21 protein-coding genes and 1 pseudogene are annotated in these 19,037 nt (G+C 41.8%); 10 read left to right on the top strand and 12 right to left on the bottom strand.

Annotated elements, in window-relative coordinates; translation table 11 throughout:
- Positions 1-56: 56 nt before the first annotated feature.
- Positions 57-695 carry a response regulator gene (locus AACW45_RS36350; protein ID WP_190630638.1) on the bottom strand — a complete coding sequence of 213 codons (639 nt, stop codon included), beginning with the start codon at positions 693-695 and terminating at the stop codon, positions 57-59.
- A 258-nt stretch (positions 696-953) separates the two neighbouring features.
- Here AACW45_RS36350 and lipA point away from each other — a divergent pair, with 258 nt between their 5' ends.
- Positions 954-1,895: a lipoyl synthase gene (lipA, locus tag AACW45_RS36345; RefSeq protein ID WP_190630636.1), complete on the top strand. Its 942-nt coding sequence runs from the start codon at positions 954-956 to the stop codon at positions 1,893-1,895.
- Positions 1,896-2,062: 167 nt separating this feature from the next.
- A complete protein-coding gene (locus tag AACW45_RS36340; RefSeq protein WP_190630633.1) occupies positions 2,063-2,200 on the top strand; it encodes a photosystem I protein PsaX in 138 nt (45 codons plus the stop codon).
- 18 nt (positions 2,201-2,218) lie between these two features.
- On the opposite strand, the gene AACW45_RS36335 is transcribed toward AACW45_RS36340, so the two are convergent.
- A complete protein-coding gene (locus AACW45_RS36335) occupies positions 2,219-3,085 on the bottom strand; it encodes a branched-chain amino acid ABC transporter permease (RefSeq protein ID WP_190630631.1) in 867 nt (288 codons plus the stop codon).
- Between the two features lie 193 nt (positions 3,086-3,278).
- Between AACW45_RS36335 and hrmK the strand changes: the two genes are divergently transcribed.
- Entirely contained in the window at positions 3,279-5,075 is a 1,797-nt protein-coding gene (hrmK, locus tag AACW45_RS36330) for a hybrid histidine kinase/response regulator HrmK (RefSeq protein WP_190630629.1), read from the top strand.
- Here hrmK and AACW45_RS36325 read toward each other — a convergent pair.
- The 3 genes from AACW45_RS36325 to AACW45_RS36315 form a co-directional block, all read right to left on the bottom strand.
- Complete coding sequence (locus AACW45_RS36325; protein WP_190630627.1) at positions 5,041-5,193, bottom strand: hypothetical protein; 153 nt, start codon at positions 5,191-5,193, stop codon at positions 5,041-5,043. The genes hrmK and AACW45_RS36325 overlap by 35 nt on opposite strands.
- A gap of 85 nt (positions 5,194-5,278) precedes the next feature.
- Positions 5,279-5,527, bottom strand: a complete 249-nt coding sequence (locus AACW45_RS36320; RefSeq protein ID WP_206758476.1) for a hypothetical protein — start codon at positions 5,525-5,527, stop codon at positions 5,279-5,281.
- Positions 5,528-5,564: 37 nt separating this feature from the next.
- Positions 5,565-6,116 carry a hypothetical protein gene (locus AACW45_RS36315; RefSeq protein WP_190630623.1) on the bottom strand — a complete coding sequence of 184 codons (552 nt, stop codon included), beginning with the start codon at positions 6,114-6,116 and terminating at the stop codon, positions 5,565-5,567.
- A 143-nt stretch (positions 6,117-6,259) separates the two neighbouring features.
- Between AACW45_RS36315 and AACW45_RS36310 the strand changes: the two genes are divergently transcribed.
- Complete coding sequence (locus tag AACW45_RS36310; RefSeq protein WP_199331021.1) at positions 6,260-7,849, top strand: SUMF1/EgtB/PvdO family nonheme iron enzyme; 1,590 nt, start codon at positions 6,260-6,262, stop codon at positions 7,847-7,849.
- Positions 7,850-8,558: 709 nt separating this feature from the next.
- Here AACW45_RS36310 and AACW45_RS36305 read toward each other — a convergent pair.
- Both AACW45_RS36305 and AACW45_RS36300 read right to left on the bottom strand, forming a co-directional pair.
- The gene (locus AACW45_RS36305) at positions 8,559-8,909 is read right to left on the bottom strand and encodes a type II toxin-antitoxin system RelE/ParE family toxin (RefSeq protein ID WP_190630621.1); all 351 of its coding nucleotides are present in this window, start codon (positions 8,907-8,909) and stop codon (positions 8,559-8,561) included.
- Entirely contained in the window at positions 8,893-9,180 is a 288-nt protein-coding gene (locus tag AACW45_RS36300) for a type II toxin-antitoxin system Phd/YefM family antitoxin (RefSeq protein ID WP_190630619.1), read from the bottom strand. The genes AACW45_RS36305 and AACW45_RS36300 overlap by 17 nt, the downstream gene beginning before the upstream one ends.
- A gap of 226 nt (positions 9,181-9,406) precedes the next feature.
- On the opposite strand from AACW45_RS36300, the gene larE reads away from it, so the two are divergent.
- Positions 9,407-10,234, top strand: coding sequence for an ATP-dependent sacrificial sulfur transferase LarE (gene larE, locus AACW45_RS36295; protein WP_190630616.1), 828 nt, complete (start codon positions 9,407-9,409; stop codon positions 10,232-10,234).
- 239 nt (positions 10,235-10,473) lie between these two features.
- On the opposite strand, the gene AACW45_RS36290 is transcribed toward larE, so the two are convergent.
- Positions 10,474-13,272 (bottom strand): ATP-binding protein, encoded by a 2,799-nt coding sequence (locus tag AACW45_RS36290; protein WP_190630615.1) that lies wholly within the window; start codon positions 13,270-13,272, stop codon positions 10,474-10,476.
- A gap of 120 nt (positions 13,273-13,392) precedes the next feature.
- Between AACW45_RS36290 and tmk the strand changes: the two genes are divergently transcribed.
- Together tmk and AACW45_RS36280 are read left to right on the top strand one after the other, a co-directional pair.
- Complete coding sequence (gene tmk / locus AACW45_RS36285) at positions 13,393-14,025, top strand: dTMP kinase (RefSeq protein WP_190630613.1); 633 nt, start codon at positions 13,393-13,395, stop codon at positions 14,023-14,025.
- A gap of 85 nt (positions 14,026-14,110) precedes the next feature.
- The gene (locus AACW45_RS36280) at positions 14,111-15,073 is read left to right on the top strand and encodes a DNA polymerase III subunit delta' (RefSeq protein ID WP_190630698.1); all 963 of its coding nucleotides are present in this window, start codon (positions 14,111-14,113) and stop codon (positions 15,071-15,073) included.
- A 2-nt stretch (positions 15,074-15,075) separates the two neighbouring features.
- Here the strand turns inward: AACW45_RS36280 and AACW45_RS36275 are convergent, their stop codons facing one another.
- The 4 genes and pseudogenes from AACW45_RS36275 to AACW45_RS36260 all read right to left on the bottom strand — a co-directional run bounded on the left by AACW45_RS36275 (position 15,076) and on the right by AACW45_RS36260 (position 17,733).
- Positions 15,076-16,596: a phenylacetate--CoA ligase family protein gene (locus AACW45_RS36275; protein WP_190630612.1), complete on the bottom strand. Its 1,521-nt coding sequence runs from the start codon at positions 16,594-16,596 to the stop codon at positions 15,076-15,078.
- A 166-nt stretch (positions 16,597-16,762) separates the two neighbouring features.
- Positions 16,763-17,206 (bottom strand): annotated as a pseudogene (locus AACW45_RS36270) (type II toxin-antitoxin system VapC family toxin).
- Positions 17,207-17,208: 2 nt separating this feature from the next.
- Entirely contained in the window at positions 17,209-17,448 is a 240-nt protein-coding gene (locus tag AACW45_RS36265) for a DUF2281 domain-containing protein (protein WP_190630610.1), read from the bottom strand.
- A 66-nt stretch (positions 17,449-17,514) separates the two neighbouring features.
- The gene (locus AACW45_RS36260) at positions 17,515-17,733 is read right to left on the bottom strand and encodes a hypothetical protein (protein ID WP_242045577.1); all 219 of its coding nucleotides are present in this window, start codon (positions 17,731-17,733) and stop codon (positions 17,515-17,517) included.
- 138 nt (positions 17,734-17,871) lie between these two features.
- Here AACW45_RS36260 and AACW45_RS36255 point away from each other — a divergent pair, with 138 nt between their 5' ends.
- The 3 genes from AACW45_RS36255 (at position 17,872) to AACW45_RS36245 (ending at position 19,022) form a co-directional block, all read left to right on the top strand.
- Positions 17,872-18,024: a tetratricopeptide repeat protein gene (locus AACW45_RS36255; protein ID WP_313933746.1), complete on the top strand. Its 153-nt coding sequence runs from the start codon at positions 17,872-17,874 to the stop codon at positions 18,022-18,024.
- A gap of 338 nt (positions 18,025-18,362) precedes the next feature.
- On the top strand, positions 18,363-18,518 hold the full coding sequence (locus AACW45_RS36250) for a hypothetical protein (RefSeq protein WP_190630607.1): 156 nt from the start codon (positions 18,363-18,365) through the stop codon (positions 18,516-18,518).
- 222 nt (positions 18,519-18,740) lie between these two features.
- The gene (locus AACW45_RS36245; RefSeq protein ID WP_190630605.1) at positions 18,741-19,022 is read left to right on the top strand and encodes a hypothetical protein; all 282 of its coding nucleotides are present in this window, start codon (positions 18,741-18,743) and stop codon (positions 19,020-19,022) included.
- The last annotated feature ends 15 nt before the right edge of the window (positions 19,023-19,037 follow it).

The following is a 19,037-nucleotide window of genomic DNA, read 5'->3' as shown; positions in this document are numbered from 1 at the left end:
ACCATAAATTAATCACTTTTTGGACTGACAAAAATTACTCATAGCTTACGCAAATGCTATTTGATTTTTTGTTTAATAAATGTCACAACTTGAGTTAGCTGTTTCTTCAAACTATCAATTTCTGCTTGCATCTTGGTAATTTTTTCATTGAGCATTTCAATTTCCGCAGCAGAAGCAGATGATTCCACAACAGCAGGTTTCACTGCTCCATTACCAGTACTAGAACTTGTTACTGTGCTATTACCATTAACAGCAACCGATGCTGGAGGATGATGAACAGTCGCGCCTGCACCAACTAAAGTAGGTTCTGGGCGTACCTGTTTAGCTTTTGTCATTGCTGATTTAATCGCGCTAATGAGTTGCTTTTGATCGAAGGGCTTACCCAAAAATTCAAAATACTCAAAAGGTTCGGATATTTTCTCCGTTACCTCTTCCTTGCGCCCAGACATCATGACTAAGGGAATTTTCCTTAATTCCGGTTGAGATTGAATGTGTTGGAAAACTTCCCACCCACTCATTTTGGGTAAGAGAAAATCCAACATGATCAAGCTAAATTTTTCTTGCAGGATGAAATTGAGTCCTTCCATCCCGTCTTTCGCTTCTACAACCTCGAAATTGCCAGGAGGCAGCATTTCTCGTACTTTTACTCTGACAACTGTGGTGTCATCAATAACTAAGATTTTATTACTTGCCACGACTGATTACTCTAACAAAAACTATGGATGGAGATGGCAACATTGCCGATTGACCTTGAGAATTATCCCACTATATCCAAAATTTCTCTTGATTGGGGGATAGTATATTCCGGGATAAGAGATGTTCCCCAATGTGTTGGAAAAAACTTCTGCCTATATTCTTGGCAAATTGTGTCATGGTGATATTTAAGGCTTTTACCTTGCCTTAAAGCATAGGAAACTTGCCCTACAATACCTTCGGATCTTGCTTGGATTTCTATGACTTCGTCACAACAAGCCCAACTCAAGTCAGAAATTATGGCTATGCCTAGCTGGCTGCGTCGTTCTATCGGCAAAGCTAGTGAACTCTCTACCGTACAACGCATTATTAAGCAGCGCCAAATTCACACAATTTGCGAAGAAGGACGCTGCCCTAACCGTGGGGAATGCTATGCCCAAAAAACTGCAACTTTTTTACTAATGGGCCCTACTTGTACACGTTCTTGTGCATTTTGTCAAGTAGATAAAGGTCATGCACCAATGCCCATTGACCCAGAAGAAGCGCAAAAGGTAGCCGAGGCAGTGCAGCTTTTGGGATTACGTTATGTGGTGCTGACTTCTGTCGCCCGTGATGACCTAGCAGATCAAGGCGCGGGGCATTTTGTCAAAACAATGGAAACCATTCGCCAGTTGAACCCAGAAACGCAAATTGAAGTGCTGACACCAGACTTTTGGGGTGGTGCTGGCTCTGGGGAAGCAGGGCAACATCAACGGATAGAGATGGTTGTGAAAGCGAAGCCAGCTTGTTTTAACCATAATATTGAGACAGTGCGCCGTTTAACCGGGCCAGTGCGTCGGGGAGCCAAGTACGATCGCTCTTTGCATGTACTGGCAATGGTGAAAGAACTTGATGCCTCAATCCCTACTAAATCAGGTTTAATGCTGGGACATGGGGAAACTGTGGAAGAAGTTCTCGAAACAATGGCCGATTTACGCGCCGTCGGATGCGATCGCCTGACGATTGGGCAATACATGCGACCATCTTTAGAACATCTACCAGTACAAAAATACTGGACTCCTGAAGAATTTGACGAACTTGGCAAGCAAGCATGGCAAATGGGATTCAGCCATGTCCGTTCCGCGCCCCTCGTGCGCAGTTCCTACCATGCTGGGGAAGGGGGACAAACAATTCAAAATTCAAAATTCAAAATTCAAAATTAAGAATTAAGAATTCTATTTGACTTTTGACTTTTAGCCCAATGCCCAATGCCCAATGCCCAATGCCCAATGCCCAACACCCAATACACAAATATTTTTAAAGAATCTGGGCAAGAGGGACATCTGTTTGGTATTTCTTAAAAAGTCCTGAAATTTAGGAGAACAGACTAATGGCTGATAAAACTGCTAATTCCCCAGTTGCTGACAGTGGTGCTAAACCTCCGTACCCCTTCCGTACTGGTTGGGCATTGTTCTTGTTGGCGATCAACTTGTTAGTTGCGGCTTACTACTTCCATATCATTGAATAGTTAGCAATTTGGTGCTGCTTAAATCGTGCCTTTGAATAAACCTTTGGGACGGATGAGCAGCACCAAAATCATGATTAACAGCGCTATACCTTGTTTATATTGAGAACCGAGTAAAGGGGTGCTGACTTCCTGCGCTATGCCAATGATAAAAGCAGCAGCGATCGCACCATAAGGGTTACCAATTCCTCCCAAAATTACGGAAGCAAATAAGGGCAATATCAAAAACCATCCCATATTCGGGCGCACAGCCGTAATTAGCCCGTACATACTGCCCCCCAGGGATGTGAGAGTGCCCGCAATTATCCAAGTCCAAAGAATTACTTGGTCTACATTAATCCCGGAAACTCTGGCTAAATCCAAATCATCGGCAACGGCTCGCATCGCTTTGCCGATTTTTGTGTTTTGTAATAGGTAGTGCAGCGCCAAAATTGCCAGCACGGCTAAACCCAATACCAATAACTGATTTTGCGGTACTTTTAAGCCAAAAATATCTAACGCTGGGATCACAGGTAAATTGTAATTTTGGTTTTTACCACCCCAGATGAGAATAATGCCATTACGTAAAAATAAGGCCAGTCCGATAGATATAATAATCAAGGTAGTAGAAGTAGCACGTAGATTGCGCATTCTTGACCACAGCAACTTTTCGGATAACAGCATTGTTAAGACTGTTCCGGCTGCGGCTATTATCATTGACAACCAAATATTTATACCTGTGGTATTCACTAACAGGGTTAAATAAGCGCCCAAAGTCAGAAAGTCACCGTGGGCGAAATTTGACAACCGTAAAATCCCATAGGTGAGGGTAAGTCCAACTGCGGCGAGAGCGATAATACTCCCCACAGCAATTCCGTTAATAATTAATTGAACAATTTGTGTATCCATAAGTCTTAAGTTGATATTAAGAAATTCCAGGCTGAGTGATTTCGTACATTAAATTGTGGGATCTTCGTCACATTCGACACTATGAGGCACTATAGGTTATGCTTGATAAATAAAAACAAATGTGCGCTAGTATACATGAAATCCTGTTCGCACTCTTGTGCGAAGCTAAACTTGTTAAGCGGTCTAGTTGACCATGCAGCAGTATTCAAGCTTACCAGAACAGAACTCTCCGATAGATGCAACTCCAACACTTTTGACCACAATCCAGCAACTTAGCACCGAGTTGTGGCTAGAGCGTAGCTTGAACCAGTTGCAAAGCAATCTCAATGATTGCCTGCTTTCTGCTTGTACTACTTTGCCACAGCAAAGAAGCCCAGAAGCAGATATTTTCCAAATTTTGGTCAACGATCTCAACCATGCTTTAAATAACAGTAAGGTAGCGATCGCTCTGTTCCAACCGCAAGAAATAACTGGTAGAGTCTGTTATGTTTCTCCATCGTCATCCCGACGAGCACAACTTCCACATTTAGAAACCATTTCTAAAAAAGGTAAAAAGCTACGTTTAAGATTAGATGAACCCATAGAACTTGAAGATTTACAGCACCTAGAGCATCAACAACCGCCAAGCGCTTGGCAGTTGAGCGATGATTCTGGGGGAATGATTGCTTGGCTAATTATTGCCTCAACTTCTAAGCGATTGGATGGAGATCCCGCCAAAGCTTTAGAAGCGCAAATGAAGCTGCAATTAGTAGCACGAGCCGTCAAATACTGTAATGTCGCCTTAGCACAGCTAAGACAACTTCAATCTTGGCAACAAAAGTCGCAATATTTGAGTAGTTCTAATCGAGAACTGGAACGTACCAATCAACTGAAAAATCAGTTTTTGGCTAATACCAGTCACGAAATCCGCACCCCGTTGAGTTCAATTATCGGGTTCACTCACCTGTTGTTAGCTCAGAGTTACGATCCCACAAAAGAACGTCATCAAGAATATTTAAATATTATTCAATCGAGCGGTAAGCACCTGCTAGCGCTTATCAATGATATTTTGGATCTTTCTAAAATTGAAGCCAATCAGCTAGAGGTTGAGTGGGGAATTGTTAATGTGCCGACACTATGCCGGAATGTAATGGCATTAGTGAAGGAAAAAGCTGCCAATAAAGGTTTAAAGCAGCTTTTAGATATAGATCCCAATGTGACAACTTTGGTAGCCGACTCCTTAAGGTTGAAACAAATGCTGTTGAATTTACTATTCAACGCGCTTAAGTTTACAACTACAGGTAGTGTTGGTTTAAGGGTTTTGGCTAAAGGTAGTTTTGTCCATTTTACAGTTTGGGATACTGGCACAGGTATCTCCCCAGAAGACCAAGCAAAACTGTTTCAACCTTATTTCCAAACTGCTAACTCCATCGCAAAGAGTGAAGGTACTGGTTTAGGTTTAGCGGTGACGCGCAAACTCGCAGAAGTTCACGGTGGTTCTGTGGAAGTTGAATCGGAGCTAAATCGCGGTTCGCGGTTTACTATTATCCTTCCGCTCAATCCTGTTGGGGATTTAGAAGGAATTGAAAGTGAAGTTTCTGATTTATCGGCTTTACCGCCGATTATTCACGCTCCTAGCTCTTTTATCGACATTTTGCTAGTGGAGAATGACCTAAACAACGCTAAATTGATGCAGATTTATTTAGAAAAATTGGGCTATCAAGTGACTTGGGCGAAAAATGCGGCGGAAATGTGGGAATATTTGGAAAATCTCACACCAGCAGTGATTTTAATGGATGTGAATCTCCCGGATGATAGCGGTCTTAACTTGGTGCGGCAATTAAGAGAAAATCAGCAGTATAGTGAGACTCCCATTATTGCTCAAACAGCAATGGCAATGACAGGCGATCGCGATACTTGTCTTGCGGCTGGCGTGAATGACTATATTTCTAAACCGATTGATTTACCTTTATTAGCTAATTTGGTAGCAAAATATAGTAAACCTGATTGACAATTGATATCAACGTCTGAGGCGTCAGAATAAAATGTATTGGCGATCGCTTTTGCTGGGATGTTTGGAATTGGGAAGCGATCGCGGAGATTGAAACCTTGATTAAGTAGGGAGACATAATTATTTGTAGGATGGGTTAGCGATAGCGTAACCCATGCGGGTGTTGGGTTACCCTTCGGGAAGTCGCTCCGCGTCTACGTTCCTCAACCCAACCTACGTCCTAATTTGGTAGCAAAATATAGTAAACCTGATTGACAATTGATATCAACATCTGAGGCGTCAGAATAAAATGTATTGGCGATCGCTTTTGCTGGGATGTTTGGAATTGGGAAGCGATCGCGCAGATTGAAACTTTGATTAAGTAGGGAGACATAATTATTTGTAGGATGGGTTAGCGATAGCGTAACCCATGCGGGTGTTGGGTTTCGTTCCTCAACCCAACCTACGTCCATCTTATATTTAATTCCAACTACCTACTTACTGGGAAATTTATTTACCCTTGCCTAAGTCAGCATAAATAATAATCTCTATAGCTAAAATCAGTAAAAGTATAAGTTCAAGAACCCCAAGAATATTCACAGCTACAGGAGGATTTGATACTAACAACCAAAAGGCGACTAATGCAATTACACCGGAAAGCACAAAAGTTATTTCATCAATAATCAACTGTTCTATTTTGCGGCGTTTGCGGTTTTTGTCACTTCTGTGAACTGTTTCCCAACCAAATATCGATTCAATCTCTGGATGGCCTGTTTGTTCTTTGATTTTTTCTGTGAGTTTGTGGCGAATATATTTGCCAATAGCGGAAATTTTCTCATCATTCACCAAATAATTCCAGCCCAATATCAGAGAAACCCAAGGAATTACCAGTAATGCATAATAATTGGCTTTATTGGTGACTGAAAAGGAAACAACTGCACCAAATACTCCTAGTGTCACATAAAGCAGGTTATCTCGAAAACCAATTCTTTGGGCTTGCTCTTCTTTGAGTTTTTCGTATTCATGAAGATAAACTTCTAACATGGATTTTTGATCGCTCATGGTATTTTCCTAATATGTGTAGCCTGGGCATTGCTACATATTATTTCCCAAATCAAATCTGAACTCTATATTTGCTTATGGTAAATTAAGCAAAACCCGTCACAATAGTAAAATAAGTTTAATTTTAGACAATATTCTCACCTATGCCTTGTGCTGTTATCCTGACTGCTATTTCTGTAGAATATGAAGCTGTACGTACACATCTGACTAACCTCGTGGAGGTAAAACATCCCCAAGGAACAATTTATGAACGAGGTAAATTTGAGGCTTGGGAAGTGGGAATTGCGGAGATTGGCGCAGGAAATACAGGAGCATCTTTCGCAGCAGAAAGAGCCATTAACTTTTTCCATCCCGATGTGATCTTGTTTGTCGGCGTTGCTGGCGGTATTAAGGATGTTCAACTTGGGGATGTCGTCGCCGCTACCAAGGTTTATGGTTATGAGTCTGGGAAGGTGGAAGTAACTTTTAAACCCAGACCGGATGTCGGACTTTCGACTTATGATTTGACAGAGCGCGCGAGGGTAGAAGCGAGAAAAACAGACTGGCTGCAAAGAGTGGAATTTACAGCAAATCCATCCCCCCGCGTCTTGGTTGCACCCATCGCCGCCGGGGAAAAGGTAATTGCTTCCACTCAGTCGAGTATTTGGCAGTTTTTGCGGGATAATTATAATGATGCCGTTGCTGTGGAAATGGAAGGACGGGGTTTGCTAGAAGCTGCTCATGCTAACCGTCAAGTTTCGGCTTTGATTATTCGCGGCATTTCAGATTTGATTGATGGTAAAAGTGCAGCTGATGCGGCTGGTTCTCAAGAAATAGCTGCATGTCATGCGAGTGCTTTTGCTTTTGAGATTTTGGCAAAGCTGAATCCTACGCCTCCAAAAATTTCAATTTACCAGAAATTTGCTTTTAATGTTGTCACCGTCAACGCCTGGGGAACAATCATCAAAAGCGAAACCAAAGAAGCCGAATATTTCACAGAACAACTCAGTCCCGGTGTCACCCTGGAAATGGTCGCCATCCCAGGGGGAACTTTTACAATGGGTTCACCGGAAACGGAAGCGGGAAGCAGTGACAGAGAGCGACCTCAGCACCGAGTCACTATCAAACCTTTCTTTATGGGTAAGTATGCTGTAACTCAAGCCCAATGGAAGGCTGTGGCTGCTCTCCCTCAAGTTAAGCGCGAACTTCAACCCGACCCATCTTATTTTAAAGGAGCAGACTTACCTGTAGAACAAATATCGTGGTATGATGCAGAAGAGTTCTGTATTAGGCTCTCAAAAGCTACTGGACAAAACTACCGATTGCCTAGTGAAGCTGAATGGGAATACGCCTGCCGTGCTGGAACTTCTACCCCGTTCCATTTTGGTCAGACTATTACCCCAGAGTTAGCGAACTATAATGGTAACTACACCTATGGTGCTGGCTCTAAAGGCAAGTACCGTAAACAAACAAACCCTGTAGGCAGCTTTAAGGTAGCCAATGCCTTCGGCTTATATGATATGCACGGGAATGTTTGGGAATGGTGTGCTGATAATCGGCATGATAATTACAATGGCGCGCCTTCAGACGGTTCAGCTTGGCTTGGTGGCATAAACGATGTTGCCGTACTGCGGGGCGGTTCCTGGATCTACATTCCTAAATTCTGCCGTTCTGCGTCTCGCCTCAACTATATCCGCGACATCCGCAACGACGTTAATGGTTTTCGTGTTGTCTGCGCGTTCGGGAGGACTTAACTAACCCTCTTTTCTTTAGCACTTGTGCCCTTTGCTCTGTTTCTTTTTCCCTTCTTTAACCCTTCCGCCTGTGGCGGATCGATTTTTTTTGGGTCATTTTGCGGCTCAATGTGGATAACCTACCACTTATCCGACGAGCTTAATTGAAGGTAAGAAAATTATAACATAATAATCTGAACTATAAATTATGAAATTACGCGATCGCTCAAGGGATGGGCAAAAATGAAAATTGCGATCGCATCTCGTCTGTTTACTGTCTCTGTTAAAGTGCGTAGGCGTAGTCCACACTTCATTGGTGTCAACTTAACGTGAAACCCGCTTTGTAGCAAGGTTTTTGCCCTCACCCCCAGCCCCTCTCCCCAGGGGAGAGGGGAGCTAGAGATCCAATTCCCCTTCTCCTTGGGGAGAAGGGGTTAGGGGATGAGGGCGAGAGGGTTTTGCACAACATCTGCCCTATATAGCTTTTAGCTAAAGTTGACACCAATGCCCGCACTTCGGCAAGCTCAGTGACCATCGTAGACATCGCCTGTCTACTCTGATATTTTGACAATGGGGCGATCGCCTAAACGAATTATTCAGTCTGAGCGATCGCTCTTCAGAAGCTTCTGCTGCTGGCGATCCGACAAAGCAAAAGTGCGATCGCTGCTTCTAAGATACAAGGGTGCGCCCTTCGACAGCATAACTCACAAAACCAACCAATAACGGTGCTTTACATTTCTAGTTCATCACCAAAGAGTTGATCTATACTTTGGAGCTTCTGTTGAGAACCACGGCGAACACGATGAATACGCACAATTCCCTCCTGTTGCTCGACTGCTTCACTCACAGTGAATAAAATATGGAATTGCTTTTTATAGAGAAGTTGACGAACCTCAATTCCCATATATTTACTTTCGAGAGCCAGTGAGCAACGCTTCGGAAAATTTTCCAGCGTTAACATAATTTCATAACATCCTCTTACCCATTGATAAGCACGTTCCGGTGAATCCTCCTTAATCCAAAGAAAAATACTTTCTATATCTGCTACTGCGGTAGGCGAGATTTCAATCTGGTAAGCCATATTTTTCCCTTAGCTGCTTCCAGGCTTCCTTTAGAGGCATACCTTCTCCTTGCTCGAACTCCTCAATACTCTTTCGGATACCCGCAATAGACTCAAGTAACTCAATCCTTTCAAGAAGTTGCTGGTAGCTTTCAGCATCTTGAACAACGACAGCAGCTTTGCCATTAACAGTCAGAACCATTGGTGCTTTGGTTTCTTTGAGCCTTGCCAGAAAAGCTTTTGCACCCCTCTGGAATTCTGAGAGGGGATGGATATCACTTAGACTCAGCATTATATTTACAATAAATTATTTGATAATTTCATGATAAAAATTTCCCATTGTTTTGTCTAGGGCGATCTCACAACCTGGCAAATTGGCAACTGCGTAGGCGTAGCCCGCACTTCGGCAAGCTCAGTGACCATCGTAGACATCGCCTGCAAAACAATGCTGGTTACTTATTACCAGTAACTACAATAGAATTTGTTGGGTGCTATAGGATTGCGGTAGGGCTAGAAAAATGACAATAACCGAAAAACTTGCGCAACTCAAAGCTATCTTTGCAGAAATGGAGCAGGCGCTAATTGCTTACTCTGGGGGTGTTGATAGTACTTTGGTTGCTAAAATAGCTTATGATGTTTTAGGCGATCGCGCTTTGGCTGTGACGGCTGTTTCTCCGTCGCTATTGCCGGAAGAATTGGAAGATGCGAAAATTCAAGCGGCAACGATTGGGATTCCTCATCAAATTGTCCAAACAAACGAAATGGACAATCCTAATTACACCTCTAATCCTGTTAACCGTTGCTATTTCTGCAAAAGCGAATTGCACGACACACTCAAGCCTTTAGCTAGGGAATTGGGTTATCCCTACGTTGTGGATGGAGTTAACGCTGACGATTTACACGATTATCGCCCAGGAATTCAAGCAGCGAAAGAAAGAGGTGCGCGATCGCCTTTAGCGGAAGTTGGTGTGAGTAAAATGGAAGTGCGCCAGCTTTCCCAAGAACTGAGTTTACCTTGGTGGGATAAACCCGCGCAACCTTGTCTGAGTTCCCGCTTCCCCTATGGTGAAGAGATTACTGTTACTAAGTTACAACGTGTGGGGAGAGCAGAAATTTACTTACGGAAACTGGGGTTAAAGAATTTGCGGGTGCGTTCGGAAGGCGATACAGCCAGGATTGAATTACCGCCAGAACAAATTAAAGAATTTGTATTAACTACAGATTTACCGCAAGTAGTCTCGGCTTTTCAAGGATTTGGGTTTATTTACGTAACCTTAGATTTAGAAGGTTATCGCAGTGGTAAGTTGAATCAGGTTTTACCAATTGCTATTGCAAATAAAGGCTAATTTGTCAATAATCAGAGACGCGATGAATCGCGTCTGTACAAGAGTCATACCAATTGGAAAAAAGAATGCGACAGATTGTAGGGGCACTGGCACTGCCATGCCCTCTAGAATATTTTGATGTGTCGCAAAGATTATTGAAATTGGTATCAGTTGTCAATAGATTTTGCTGGGTTTAGCACCGCTAAACCCATATGATAGATTTTTGAATGCGATCGCACATTAGCGATCGCGGTGATCAATTAATTGTTTATCTGGTTTTGATGCAGGGGAATTTCAATTGTAAACTCTGTACCTTTGCCGAGGGCAGATTTACAATGTAACTTGCCTTGATGCTTTTCTGTGACAATTTTATAACTAATAGATAAACCTAAACCAGTACCTTTACCAATAGGTTTGGTAGTGAAAAAAGGTTCAAATAATCGCTGGTGTAAATCTTCAGGAATTCCCCAACCATTATCGCTAATTTTAATTAACACTTGTTGATTGATTGTTAATAAAGTTTTCACACTAATCTGCATATTTTGAAGTTGGTTTTGCGTAAAAAATGCATCTTCTAAAGCATCAATAGCATTGGCCAAAATATTCATAAATACTTGATTCAGTTGTCCGGGATAGCATTCTATGTAAGGAAGATTGTCATATTCTTTAATAACTTTTATTTCTGGACGTTTATCATTAGCTTTGAGGCGATGAGCTAGAATCAGTAAAGTACTATCGATACCTTCATGAATATTTACTGCCTTCATTTCTGACTCATCTAATCGGGAAAAATTGCGTAGAGAAAGCACAATTTCTGTGATTCTATCAGCGCCAACTTTCATCGAATTGAGTAAGCGGGGTAAATCACTAATGATAAAGTCAATATCAATTTTTTTGGCATGACTGTGAATTTCTGGAATAGGTTGGGGATAATGCTGTTGGTAAAGTTCGATTAATTTCAATAAATCTTGAATATATTCATCGGCAGGAATGATATTTCCTGAGATGAAATTAACTGGATTATTAATTTCATGGGCAACTCCGGCTACTAACTGACCTAAGCTAGACATTTTTTCGCTTTGTACTAGTTGACTAGCTAATTGTTGAGCTTCTGCTTTTAATTGTGCCTCAGAATTGCGTAATATTTCTTCTGCTTGTTTACGTTTGGTAATGTCATGGAGAATAACTACATATTCTTGAAAATGTTGATGGGGACGATCGGAAATTGCTACTTCTAAAACTTTGCTATTGGCTTTGTGGGTGAAAGTTTGTTCGCTGCGTTTTGCCCATTGTTGGGGATTTACAGCTAATTCTGGTAACAATTTGTTAAGGTGTTTTCCTAACAAATCGGATGGATGAATATTAAATAATAATTCTGTGGCGGGGTTTGCTTGGTTGATAATCCCTTGTTCATCTGTGACGAGAATAGCATCTTGAGCAATTGTAAATAAATGTTCGGCAGCTTCTCTGGCTTCTGCGATCGCTACTACTTGAGGTAAACTTGTCCAACAAGCGATCGCAACTCCGACAAAAGCAATAGTCATCAGCAAGACAACAAATAAATTTTCGCCTTCGCTATTTGTAGTATGATTTAGCTGAAAACCAAATACCCAACCGATGGTAACAGTACTACATAACAGCAAAATCAAGATACTAACTTGAAGCATTACAGAATCTTTGATAATTATCGCTGGGCGCGATCGCTCATATTTCATCCACCAACGGGGACGGAAAGGAGAAAATGCAAAGCGGCAGATTGCAGCATTAATCCCTATAATCCCAATGGGAAGAAATAAACCCAGCAAAAATTCTCGCCATCCCCAAGCTAATCCACCGACAAACAAAATTGCTACTTCTACCAGCAAAATACCTAATGTAATTCGCGGAAATAATACTTGTGGTTTGTTCCGTTGTAACCAGATTCCTAGATGTACAGCCATAATCGAGATAAACCAGCCGACATTACCAACAACCACAATCGCAGCGACATTTCCCCAAATTAAGCAACCCAGGCTAAGTACTAGTGTTAATGCTAAAGCAGGGCCAAATACACCCCGCCGAGATACTACGGCAAACACTGGCGCGAGATGACTATCTTGCGCTAATTGATACAAAATACGCGGACAATTAGAAACCACTGTTGCACAGGCTAAAAGACAAGAAGCGCTGAGTAAAAATGTGATAATTAAAGCAGCCCCATCTCCCCAAAAGGGTTTGGCAGCAGCAAGCAAGTTTAAAAAAGCACTATCTTTGAGGTTAGCATCTGTAGCTAAACGCATCACTACCCAAGATGCACCTAAATAAATTGGTAACATTAACCAAGCAGCTACTTTGAGACTGAAGAGAGTTTTGCTAGGATGATGGCTGTCAGCCACAAAAGAAGCAGCAGTTTCACAAGCATAAGTGGCATAGGTAACGTAAAGAAACCACTTAGCCCAATCTCCAAAGCTAATTAAGGATAAATTTTCTGGGAAAAAGCCAGGGCTAGCTGATGAGAAAGCTAACCAGCCAAGTCCTTGGGCGGAAAAAATCAGGAGTAAACCAAATGCTGGGATAACAAAAAATAAATGTAGAATACTTAGGGCACGAGTACCACTAAATGCCAAAACAAAGGGAAGTAAGGTTAAGCCAATTTCTAACAATAGTTTAGGACAGCTAATACCCAAAGCTGCCAAATTTACCTCAATTAAGTCTGTCAAGACAATGGCGTTAACTGGTAACACCGATACCCAACTGAAATAATATCCTAATGCAGCATAGCGAGCTAAACCTGGATACCGCTTCAGCAAATGACTTGCATAGTTAGGAGTTCCGCCAGCGATATTTTGCAAGTGAAATCCCAAATGCTGCATTTGATAGTTAAGTAACATCCCACAGAGAACAGCCGGAATCCACACAAAGATAGCTTGGGAACCTAATGCTGCATGAATTGCGGGAATTACTGCTATCCATAGGATATGACCTGTTAGACCAAAGCCCCAAGTTTCTAGTGAACTTAAGCTTCTAGTTAAGTTTCCATGCAAAGATTGGTTAACAGGATCGCGATCGCAATTAGACATGATGACAGAATTGGGAATAATCTACTTCTTTCACTATCTAGAGTTCCCATTTATCTGGGAGCAAAAGTACTTAGAAGCTGTTAGCGTAATAAAACGTCAGCAAAAAAGTTTATTAACAGCATGGGTGGCAAATTAATTGTATTTGAAGGGGTGGAAGGCTGCGGAAAGACAAGCCAGATGCAGCTTTGTCAAGCTTGGTTGCAAAATATGGGTATTTCCGTATTCTTGACGCGAGAACCAGGAGGAACAGAATTAGGTTTAGATTTGCGCCGCTTGTTGTTAGAAAAGGCTGATAATAAACCGATCGCAGAGGTAACAGAACTATTGTTATATGCTGCTGATAGAGCGCAACATGTGGAACAAGAACTTAAACCCTATTTAGCCCAGGGTAAGTATATTTTATGCGATCGCTATGTTGAATCGACTATTGCCTATCAAGGTTACGGTCGGCGGTTAAATATGAGTTTAATTGACCAGCTCAATTATATTGCTACTGGGGGTTTACAAAGCAACTTGACGATTTGGTTAGATGTGGATGTAGAAGTCGGACTGGCGCGTAAACGTGGCGCGGAAGCAAGTTTAGACCGAATTGAACAAGAAACCATCGCTTTTCACCAGCGCGTACAGCAAGGTTACGCAGATTTAGCCGCAGCTTTTCCCGAAAGAATTATCCGCATCGATGGCAGTTTGAGTAAAGAAATTGTACACCAAACCATTCAAGGCATTTTACGCGATCGCCTATTGCTAGGATAGAGGCTAGAGACTAGGGGCTAGGAAGATAAATAACAAATTTCCAATGCCCCATGCCCAATGCCCCATGCCCCATGCCCCATGCCCCATGTCCCATGCCCCATTTCAACCACTTTTAGGACAGCAACAAGCTATAGAATTATTAACTCAGGCGGTGAAACAAAATCGCGTCGCACCAGCTTATCTATTTGTGGGGCCGGATGGGGTGGGACGGAGTTTAGCAGCGCGGTGCTTTATTGAATTTCTCTTTGCGAGTTTTGTAGAGACAAAATTAATTTCGTCTTTACATAATCGCTTGCTGCAAGGTAACCACCCAGATGTATTGTGGGTAGAACCTACTTACCAATATCAAGGACAGTTACTCACAGCCAAAGAAGCAGGTGAGAAGGGTGTGAAGCGGAAAGCACCACCTGTGATTAGGTTAGAGCAAATTCGGCAAATTACAGAATTTCTTGGTCGTCCCCCTTTGGAAGCACCAAGAAATATTGTAGTGCTGGAACAAGCAGAAACTATGGCGGAAGCAGCAGCTAATGCGTTACTCAAAACTTTGGAGGAACCAGGACAGGCGACTTTGATTTTAATTGCACCTACACCTGACTCTGTGTTACCAACATTGGTGTCACGCTGTCAACGCATTCCCTTTTCTCGCTTGGATGAGTCTGTTTTAGCTGAAGTGTTAACTCAATCCGGTCATTCAGAGGTTTTGCAGAATCCCCCATTGTTGAGTATAGCCGCAGGTAGTGCGGGAAGTGCGATCGCATCTTATCAGCAACTCCAATCTATCCCCCCTGAGTTACTAGAAGCTGTGAAAAAAGCACCTGCATCTTACCGTCAAGCGCTGGAGTTAGCGAAAACAATTGATAAGGGTTTAGATACAGAAGCACAGCTATGGTTAGTTGATTATCTTCAGCAAATATACTGGCAACAATGGTATAAACCAGAGATAATCAAACAACTCGACAAAGCGCGTAAAGCTTTACTTTGCTACGCCCAGCCGCGCCTTGTTTGGGAATGTACTTTATTATCGTTGTATCAACAATGCCATAGGTAAGATTATTGGCGGGTGTAACGATGCTTTACACCTATGGGGAAATATTCTGGATCGCCGGTGGGAGCTAATGCAAGTTGTGGCATTTGATATTCTGGGGGAACGTAGTTAGCAAACTCGCTGTTGAGACGCAGCAGTTGGGAGAGAATTGAAGATGCGATCGCTTGTTTTTTATCTTCACTAGCTTCAATTCCCGGTGCTAACTCCACAACTATGCATAAAAAGCGGTTTTTGTCTGTGTCTTCTTGTACTTGCAAGACAAATTTACCTGTTACCCATTGGGAAATTGGCGATCGCTCTAAGCCGACTGTGACATTTTCTGGGTATATATTGGCACCAAAGTAAGAAACTGTAAAGTTAGAACGTCCAAATACATAGACAAACGGTAGGGGACGAATCCCTCTCACAGCTTGAGATGCAATGCAGATATCTGGATGATGGATGGGATCGAATCCCCATGTTGCTAAAAATTTCAGCATGGCGTCATAACTAATAATGCCACCTGTATCTAAGATGTTATAACGCACTAAGGGAATACCATTATTCCCGGAAAATAGTAATGTGCGATCCTCAACTTCAAAAAAGCGGCTGATGGGGTCATATTGTATCAAAGTTGGCAGACGCGATTCGCCAAATAAGGCTTTGGCTGCATCGGGATTTTGAGCTAAGAAACGGCGAATGCAGATACTCAAGGGTGTTTCATTCCCTAATACACCGGCGTCAGCAGTTCCGTAAAGGGATGCGAAATCATAACAAGGATTTGACGCACCTATCCTTTCTGCAACCAAACTGCGCCATTCTTCACTAAAGACTTCTCCCGCCATGACTAACTTGATATGATATTGCTGCCATTGCACACCTTGAGCAATACCCGTATCAATGACATCTTTCAGAAACGGCGGATATCCTAATAATACAACTTGGTCAAATCCTGCGCCGAGTTCCTGAACTACCCGGAAGATTTCTGTTTTATTATTTCCTGGGGTAATGACTGTGATGGGGTAACCTTTACTCGCCAGATAGCGACAGCAGTTAGTGGTAAACATTCCCCCTACCCATGTACCCAAGGTAAAGCAAACTACTGCTAAGGTGCGTTTGGTATCTGCATAAAAGCTGTCGTGAAAAATTTGCTCAAAGCGGGTGGCGATTTGTAGTTCATCGCTGAAAAAACGCGGCCAAAATGTGGGTTTACCTGTGGAACCGGAGGAAGCGGCTATCATATCGCATTCGGATAACTGCCCATTGCGGCACAAGTCGGTGAGGGGATAGCGGGAGATATAATTATTTTTGGCGATCGCGGGTAAATTTTGAAAATCTGCTAAACTCTGGATCGTTGCGGGATCGATTTCCTGTTCTTTGAGAAAGGCTTGGTATGCTGGCACATTTGCAGCGACATCGTGAAATAAAGCTAAAACTGCTGATTGAGTTGGTGTTTCTAGATGCTGTTGTAGCAAGGTATCTAGGGGTGTAGAGACAAAATCACCAAAGGCTGTAATTGCTTTTTGTTGTTGTGATGTGCTGTTCATGAGTAATTAGCAAATTAAATTAAGTAAGGCATCAAGTAAAAATAAGTAGTGCGAGCATCTTGCTCGTGCGGGCAAGACTTCGGCGTGAGCGCTCAGTCGAACGCTGCCCGCACTACAAATATTAAATTGTTCAACTTATTTTTACACGACTCCTAAATTAAATAAATTAAATCCAACTTTCTACAGGAAATTCCCTGACTTGACGCATTCTTTGAAAATCACTATCTGATGTTACGAGAATTAATGAATGGCGTAAAAGTGTAGCTGCAATCCACAGATCGTTTTCACCTATACCAATTTCTTGTAGTTAAGTTTTTTGACGTTTACTCTTTTCTTTGGGGGCGAATTTTTTAATAATGTCATTCTTTAAATCTCCGTAAATCTCTGCTGTCTCATCATCAATTGGATAAATATCTATGCGGTTAAGAAATGCTCTAATTTTGATGAGGTTTGCAGTTTTTTGTTGGGAGTTTTGAGCCATAAATCTGAGTTCGCCTGCAACAATAGCACAGGTTGCAAGTCTCACCTTTCCTAATTCCCGAAAGTAATTGACAACTTTTGCTTCACCTTCTATCAAATAACTGCAATGATTTGTGTCAAGTAAATACATGCTTAAAATTCTAGTGGCAGTCGAGAATCATGTACAAGCTGAAGACATTCTTTAATATCATCACCTGACCAAGTGCCGGCAAATTCTAGTAAATCTTCAGCTGTCGAACCATGTAATTTATTTGTATGAGAATGTTTTGTTGTATGAGTGGCTTTGATTTCTCTAATTAAATTAAGTGCTTCTGTGAGTAATTCTGGTGGTAAGTTTTCTATTTCTTCAATTAATAATTCTTTAGTAGTCATATTTTATCTGTCGCTGTATTGCTTTATTGTTCATTTTAGCGTTTTTTTAGAAATCAAATTAGATGTTTATAGTTGTGCTAATGCTTCATCAATGTTTAGAGGTATTTCCTGTTCTACTTTCTTCATTGCTAAGATGAGTCCTTCATCCTCAATAGCTTCTAGCAACCGGAGATAATCATGAAAATCTATGACTACTTTGCGGATATTACCTTCCGTGTCAGTAATCAGTTCTTGCGCAAAAGGGTATTTATCAGCTTGCATTGGGATTGTGATGTTGGTAGTCATATTATGACTTTAGCGTTAATAGATATAGTATGGCTTGAGCAAATGTATTTGTGAGATTTTACTGTTGAGTAAAAGTCCATTAAACCCAACTGCTAAGACAAATATAAATAAATTTTGATTATTTTTAGCAAATGAATTGTGCTTTCCCAAGGAAAATACAGCGCAGCTGAACCTTTTTATGTGGAAGCTTTGGATATTTTTGAGCGACAATTAGGGGTGAATCATCCCCATACTGTTACTGTACGTGAAAATTTAGCATATTTTCGCGCTCAGTTCTCCTCAGAACAGTAAAATTCTCGTTTTTAACCTCATCCATTAAGCTTTTAGCTTGAAGTTTCATGTTCCAAACGAGAACATTCTTGTTTTTAGCTCGAAGTTTCCTGTTACAAACGAGAACGTTCCTGTTTTTAGCTTGAAGTTTTATGTTCTGAACTCGAAGTTTCCTGTTACAAACGAGAACGTTCCTGTTTTTAGCTCGAAGTTTTGTGTTCTGAGGTGGAATGATTGAGTTATGAAGGCGATCGCTGTTTTTCTATTCTACGTGGGATAGTATGCGATCGCGATAATGTGACAAATATCGCTCATTGTTGGGTTTCGTTCCTCAACCCAACCTACACAGGTTTAGGTTTTTGATTGAATCGGTGCGATCGCTGTTTTTCTATTCTACGTGGGATAGTATGCGATCGCGATCGCTTGATAAATATCTGTTAATGTTGGGTTTCGTTCCTCAACCCAACCTACGCAGGTTCAGGTTTTTAATTGAATTAGTGCGATCGCTGTTTTGATATTCTACGTGGGATATTGTGCGATCGCGATCGCTTGATAAATATCGGTTAATGTTGGGTTTCGTTCCTCAACCCAACCTACACAGGTTCAGGTTTTTGATTGAATTAGTGCGATCGCTGTTTTGATATTCTACGTGGGATATTGTGCGATCGCGATCGCTTGACAAATGTATTTAAATGTTGGGTTTCGTTCCTCAAGCCAACCTACACAGGTTTAGGTTTTTGATTGAATCAGTGCGATCGCTGTTTTTCTATTCTACGTGGGATAGTATGCGATCGCGATCGCTTGATAAATATCTGTTAATGTTGGGTTTCGTTCCTCAACCCAACCTACGCAGGTTCAGGTTTTTAATTGAATTAGTGCGATCGCTGTTTTTCTATTCTACGTGGGATATTGTGCGATCGCGATCGCTTGACAAATATCGCTTAATGTTGGGTTTCGTTCCTCAACCCAACCTACACAGGTTTAGGTTTTTGATTGAATTAGTGCGATCGCTCTTGTGAAGATGATAAAGTCAC

The organism is Calothrix sp. FACHB-168 (assembly GCF_963889195.1).
GTDB classification, from domain to species: domain Bacteria; phylum Cyanobacteriota; class Cyanobacteriia; order Cyanobacteriales; family Nostocaceae; genus Aulosira; species Aulosira anomala_A.
This window is presented reverse-complemented; position numbering and strand designations above follow the sequence as displayed.